Annotated in this window: 4 protein-coding genes; 2 read left to right on the forward strand and 2 right to left on the reverse strand. The window is 31.1% G+C overall.

Going from position 1 to position 6,147, the window contains the following annotated elements:
* Positions 1 to 42 precede the first annotated feature (42 nt).
* Together B2694_RS16260 and B2694_RS16265 are read left to right on the forward strand one after the other, a co-directional pair.
* Positions 43 to 1,320 (forward strand): dicarboxylate/amino acid:cation symporter, encoded by a 1,278-nt coding sequence (locus B2694_RS16260; RefSeq protein WP_346886635.1) that lies wholly within the window; start codon positions 43 to 45, stop codon positions 1,318 to 1,320.
* Between the two features lie 165 nt (positions 1,321 to 1,485).
* On the forward strand, positions 1,486 to 2,001 hold the full coding sequence (locus B2694_RS16265) for a spore coat protein (RefSeq protein WP_346874066.1): 516 nt from the start codon (positions 1,486 to 1,488) through the stop codon (positions 1,999 to 2,001).
* 209 nt (positions 2,002 to 2,210) lie between these two features.
* Here the strand turns inward: B2694_RS16265 and B2694_RS16270 are convergent, their stop codons facing one another.
* Positions 2,211 to 3,995: an ABC transporter ATP-binding protein gene (locus tag B2694_RS16270; protein ID WP_346886636.1), complete on the reverse strand. Its 1,785-nt coding sequence runs from the start codon at positions 3,993 to 3,995 to the stop codon at positions 2,211 to 2,213.
* Positions 3,995 to 5,782 (reverse strand): ABC transporter ATP-binding protein, encoded by a 1,788-nt coding sequence (locus tag B2694_RS16275; protein WP_346886637.1) that lies wholly within the window; start codon positions 5,780 to 5,782, stop codon positions 3,995 to 3,997. The genes B2694_RS16270 and B2694_RS16275 overlap by 1 nt, the downstream gene beginning before the upstream one ends.
* Positions 5,783 to 6,147: the final 365 nt, after the last annotated feature.

The following is a 6,147-nucleotide window of genomic DNA, read 5'->3' on the forward strand; positions in this document are numbered from 1 at the left end:
ATTCAATTTATATAATAAAAATCATTAGAAGGGATTGGTAAAATGAAAAAAGGCAAAATAAGTTTATCAACAAAAATATTTATCGGATTAATCCTGGGTTTAATAACAGGTATTATATTCAACTTTATTCCAGAGGGTTTCATTCGCGATGAATTATTAATTAATGGAGCTTTCTATTTAGTTGGACAGGCGTTTTTAAAAGCTATTATGATGCTTGTAGTACCTTTAGTTTTTATTTCTTTGGTCAACGGAGCTGCCAGCATGGGAGATATTAAAAAGTTAGGTAGAATTGGAGTAAAAACAGTTTTATTTTACTTAGCTACTACAGCTATTGCCATTTCAATTGCATTATCACTGTCTACAGTATTTAAACCAGGTGTAGGATTAAATTTATCAAGTTCAAACTTAAGTGAAGTTACTATCAAAGAGGCTACACCATTAGTTGAAGTTATCCTTGATATGATACCGAACAACCCTATTGCATCCATGGCAAACGGGAACATGCTACAAATTATTGTATTTGCCATGTTAATAGGTGTAGGATTATCTACTCTAGGTGAGAAAACTAAAATGATAACAAATCTTTTTCAACAATTAAATGACCTTATTATGAAAATCGTAGACTTCGTAATGATAATTGCACCCATTGGAGTATTTGGTTTAATCGCTCGTACCTTTGCCACTCAAGGTTTTGATGCAATGATACCTTTAATAAAATATATGTCATTAGTTTTAATAAGCTTACTTATTCATGCTACTATTGTCTATGGTGGCCTATTAAAATTATTTACTAGATTAAGTCCTATAAGATTTTTCAAAAAATTCTTCCCAGCCATTTCTGTAGGTTTTTCTACCTCAAGTAGTAGTGCAACCTTACCAGTATCCATGGAAATTGCAGAAGAAAATTTAGGAATTTCAAAGGATGTTGCTTCCTTTACATTACCACTAGGGGCAACTATTAACATGGATGGGACCGCTATTATGCAAGGTGTAGCTACCGTATTTATTGCTCAAATTTATGGTGTTGATTTAACCTTAAGTTCTTTCTTAACTGTTATTTTAACAGCCACCTTAGCTTCAATTGGAACAGCTGGAGTACCTGGTGTAGGAATGATTATGTTATCCATGGTATTACAATCAGTAGGTTTACCAGTGGAAGGTATAGCTCTAATCATGGGGATTGATAGAATTCTAGATATGGCAAGAACCTCTGTCAATATCACCGGTGATGCAGTATGTACAATGATTGTAGCAAAAACTGAAGGAGAATTTAATGAAGAAATCTTCAATTCTGAAACTGTAAAAAACAAATCCCTATAGTAATATAATTCTCTTTGTTATATCTTCTATATATACTAAACAGGTTAACACCTAAATCGAGTGTTAACCTGTTTTTTCTATTCTACTTCTTAAATTTCAATACTATTTCATTTACTAGTATAAAATAATTGGTTCTACACAAAATATAATCGGAGGTGCAGTATTATGGAAATAACATTATCACAAAAAGAAAGAACTTTACTAGAGGATCAAAAAAAGCATGAGCAAATTTGCATTGAAAAGTATACAAATTATGCAAATCAAGCTAAGGACAGTCAGTTAAAAGATATTTTTAATGCCAATGGACAATCAGAAAGAACCCATCTAGGTAGCATCAATCAATTATTAAGTGGTCAACTTCCTCAAATGGGTCAGCAACAACAAGGTCAACAAAATCAGCAAAGTCAAAATCAAAATTCAGGACAAAATATGACAGCTCAAGGTTCCACTACTAATACAAATAATATGCAATCAGGAGGAGTTAATTTATCCGACGCTGATATGTGTACAGATTTATTGATGACTGAAAAATATGTGTCAGGAACCTATGATACTACAATATTCGAATTTAGAGATACTAGAGTTCGTGATGTATTAAATCACATACAAAAGGAAGAACAAAAACACGGAGAAGCTATATTCCAATACATGGAGAAGAATGGCATGTATAACGTTCAATAACCTTAGGATTGTATCCAAATTATCTCTAGTAATATAATATAAAAAATCATGGATAGTTCAGTATAAATAACTGATATCTATCCATGATTTTTAAATTCACAAACTCTTATAGAGCCCTTATACCTCAACTTACTAACCCATTCCAGACTCAAACCTTTAAATATTTTGCATTAATCCCTTAAATCAAACTGCCTTTTCATCCTGATCAGTTAGATACCACTTACTTTGAGCTTCATACATCTCACTATATACTTTCCATCTATACTTATAAGTTCATCATGGGTACCTACTTGTACAATTTCACCTTTGTCCATAACTACTATTCTATCTGCAATCTTAGCAGAACCAAGTCTATGCGTAACGATTATAGCAGTTTTATCCTTGGACATCTCTTTAAACTTCTTATATATTTTAGTCTCTTCTATAGGATCTATGGCTGCTGTAGGTTCATCTAAAATTATCATATTACTATCCTTGTAAAAACCCCTAGCTATAGCTAGCCTTTGCCATTGCCCACCAGATAAATCTATACCATCAAATTCTCTAGATAGCATGGTATCATAACCATCTTGAAATTTTTCCTTTGAAACCTGAAAATCTGCTTTATCTATAGCATCTTTTAGTAGTTCTTCCTTTGTTTCATTAGATTTTTCACTTATAGATATATTATCTCTTAAAGTCATTTTATATCGTTGGTATTTTTGAAATACCCCTGATGTAACCCTATATAATTCTTTAGCTGATATTTTATCTATATCTATACCATTTATTGAAGCATTACCTTTAGTAGGACTATATATTCCTGTAAGAATCCTAACTAAGGTACTCTTACCAGCTCCATTTTCCCCAACAATGGCAATGGTTTCTCCTGAATTCATCTTTAAAGATATGTCTTTCAAAGAACTTGTATCAGTTCCTGGATAAGTAAAGCTTACATTATCAATTGAAATGCTAGGCACTCCTACAATTTCTATGTCCTCCCCTTCTCTTTCAGGGATTTCTAAAAATCTAATAAAGTTTTTCACTGTACCTAAATTTTCAGCCATGTTTCCTATATGCATACATATCAGCTCATTCATTAAAGAAAACATAAAGCCTATAGATGAAAATACTGCCCCAAAGGCACCTATTGATATAGAACCATCTAAAAGTGCATATACAAGAAGTGCTAAAACCCCCATATAACCAATAAGAGTTAGCATCTTCATAGCTAGCTCTGCAAGTCCTGATTTTTTTTCTGCTTGCCAATTATTTTTATTCATAAGCTCTAAGGTACTTATATATCTTTTTTTGAAATAGAAGAACCCTCCTAAAAGCCTTGTTTCCTTATAATATTCTCTATCCATTATACATTTTTCATAATGTTCATATTCTCTTCTTATTGGAGCTACCTTATCTTCTAAATTAGTGAATACCTTAATTCTAATTAGTTGTGATATAGCTACAGGAATAAATACTAATATAATAGAAATAGAAAGTATCGGCTTTAATTTATAAAGATATATACCCATAAAAATAAAATATGGAATATAGAAGGTTACTATTACAATTAATATCAAAGACATCCAAAGTCCACCCTCTAATCCCTTCTGAGCCTTATTAATATCATCAAGTAATGTTGGATTTTCAAAATCAGCGGCATTTAACTTTGAGCTTTTATGATTTAATATCTTACCTATAGTTCCCTTTGCCTTATTAACTAAGGCATTAGCTAAAAAGTTAGCTATTCCATTAAGTACTTGAGTTAGAACTAATGAAATACATAGTCCTCCTAGCATAAAATATACTATTTTTAACTCTACTTTCCCTGAGAAAGTAGCTGTAATGGAGTCAAAAAACTTTTGAGTCATAAAAGTATTTACTACATAAGCCAAGCTATGTAGTATTGAAGTTAATATAGCTGCCACTGTAAGTATAGGACATGATTTAATTATCATAGGTTCAACTGTCCTTACTATCTTTAAAAAAGAAATATCTTTACTTTTCCCTTCCATTATATATACCAACTCCTTTGACTTTCATACATTTTTGTATAAACCCCATTTTTCTTCATAAGCTCCTCATAGGAACCACTTTCTACAATGGCTCCATCTCCTATAACGAAAATTTCATCTGCAATCTTTGTTGAGCCAAGCCTATGACTGATAAATATAGTAGTTTGTCCCCTACTTATCTCTTCAAATTTTTCATAGACATTACTTTCACTTATAGGATCTAAGGCTGCAGTTGGCTCGTCTAAAATTCTAATGGATGCTGGACTTACAATTCCCCTTGCCATGGCTATACGTTGCCACTGTCCTCCTGACAAATCTACACCATCATTTTTAATTTTACCCAAGTTTGAACTGATACCTAGAGGTAATCCTCCAACAACATCTTGCAGTTCAACAGTTTCTATAGCCTTATTCATATTATCTAGGTTATCAAAGCTATTGATATCTCCTAATAAAATATTGTCTCTAAAAGAAATACAATATCTTGCAAAATCTTGATACACTACAGAGCACATTGCTTTTAACTGGTCTTGTCTATATGTCTTTATAGATTTTCCATTTATCAAAATTTCTCCTTCAAAGTCCTCATATAAACCAGTTATAAGTTTAGTTATTGTAGTCTTACCAGCTCCATTAGCACCTACAAAAGCATAGTGCCTTCCTTCTTCTATGACGAAAGACATATCCTTTAAAATATACTTTTCTGTGCCTGGATATTTAAAAGATACATTTCTAAACTCTAAGGACTTTAATTTGCTAACCTCCTTAGCTGGTCTTAATAAGTATCCTTCATCACCTTCTAATTTTAAAAAGTTAGTTAAGTCAACAAGATACTCTTTATTCTTTGCTAAATTATCTCCATACTCAGGAAGGCTCCAAGCTAAATATTGTATTAATTCAAATACGCTATTAACAATGGACATAAACATTCCTATGGATAAAATTCCACTAGTTACAGGTCCTATTAAAATTAAAACTATCAATACAGATAAAATGGCAATAATAACCCCACCGGTTTTCATATTAACGTACCATTTAAGACTTACCTTAAGTTCATGCTTTCTAGCAGTTTCAAACTCTTTATGCCACTGGTTATTAATCTTATCAGAATAGCCAAACAAGGTTCTTTCTTCCACTGCCTCACGACCGTTTAACACTTCTTCTAAGTATTTAACCTTTCTCTTATTCTTCTCTACTTCTCTATTTGCTTCATAAGTTTCCTTTCCACTTTTTAAAGCTATAAAAAATAGAGGTACAGAAATTAAAACAATTAAAACTGCAGACCACCATACCTGAATAAATAAAACTACTAGTATTCCTGTTATTTTTAAAATCATTGCTATCATATCTAAAGATGAAATATAGGCCTTAGTACATTGAACTTCTGGCTCCTTTATAACCCTAGATATCAAATCCCAACTATCCTGACTTTCTATATATTTATATCTTAATGTTGCTATCTTTTCTACAATATTTACCCTGAATTCACCTCTTAATCTGTTTTTAATCTGAACCTCTGCAAACTTTGATAATTGCGTAGAAATCCAGTCGTAAGCTAAAAGAAGTATCACAAATAATAAGGGCATTACTATATCTTTAATATGTTTTTCTTGTTTGAATATTAAAATTGCAATATCTAGAAACTTAGCCGTAGCCAAAATTTGTAGTGTTGGAACTAAACCATCCAAAAGTTTTTGTATTGCTATTAATGTAGCCTGTGCTGGTGCAAATTTAAATGGAATTTTAATTATATCCCCTGCATTATAATTTTTATTTTCTAATCTCATAATTCCCCCCATTTACATACCCGTCTATTACTTTATATTATTGAATCCTCCCCTATGAAACAATATTATATATCTATTGTTTATTCACCTCAGTAATAGTTTACATTATATTAATGCTATTGAATTTATTAAACTATTTAACTAAATATGTATATAGTATAACACCATTTTTACTTAAATAACATATTTATACATAAATGTTTATTTATAATTGAAATAAGAGTATTAGTGAAAGCTAATTTTCACTAAAGTATTGCTTTACTCTAGGGGATTTAACCTAAGTTATATCAATAGCTTAAGGGGGCAAGAACATAAAAACATAAAAAGCTAAAAACATATTTTCGATTCATTGTAAAATGAAATTG

Source organism: Clostridium sp. UBA4395 (assembly GCF_002390995.1).
Taxonomy (GTDB): domain Bacteria; phylum Bacillota; class Clostridia; order Clostridiales; family Clostridiaceae; genus Clostridium_J; species Clostridium_J sulfidigenes.

Coding starts and splice junctions, on each gene's coding strand:
- B2694_RS16260 (WP_346886635.1), top strand. CDS start 43: ATGAAAAAAGGCAAAATAAGTTTATCAACAAAAATATTTATCGGATTA.
- B2694_RS16265 (WP_346874066.1), top strand. CDS start 1,486: ATGGAAATAACATTATCACAAAAAGAAAGAACTTTACTAGAGGATCAA.
- B2694_RS16275 (WP_346886637.1), bottom strand. CDS start 5,782: ATGAGATTAGAAAATAAAAATTATAATGCAGGGGATATAATTAAAATT.
- B2694_RS16270 (WP_346886636.1), bottom strand. CDS start 3,995: ATGGAAGGGAAAAGTAAAGATATTTCTTTTTTAAAGATAGTAAGGACA.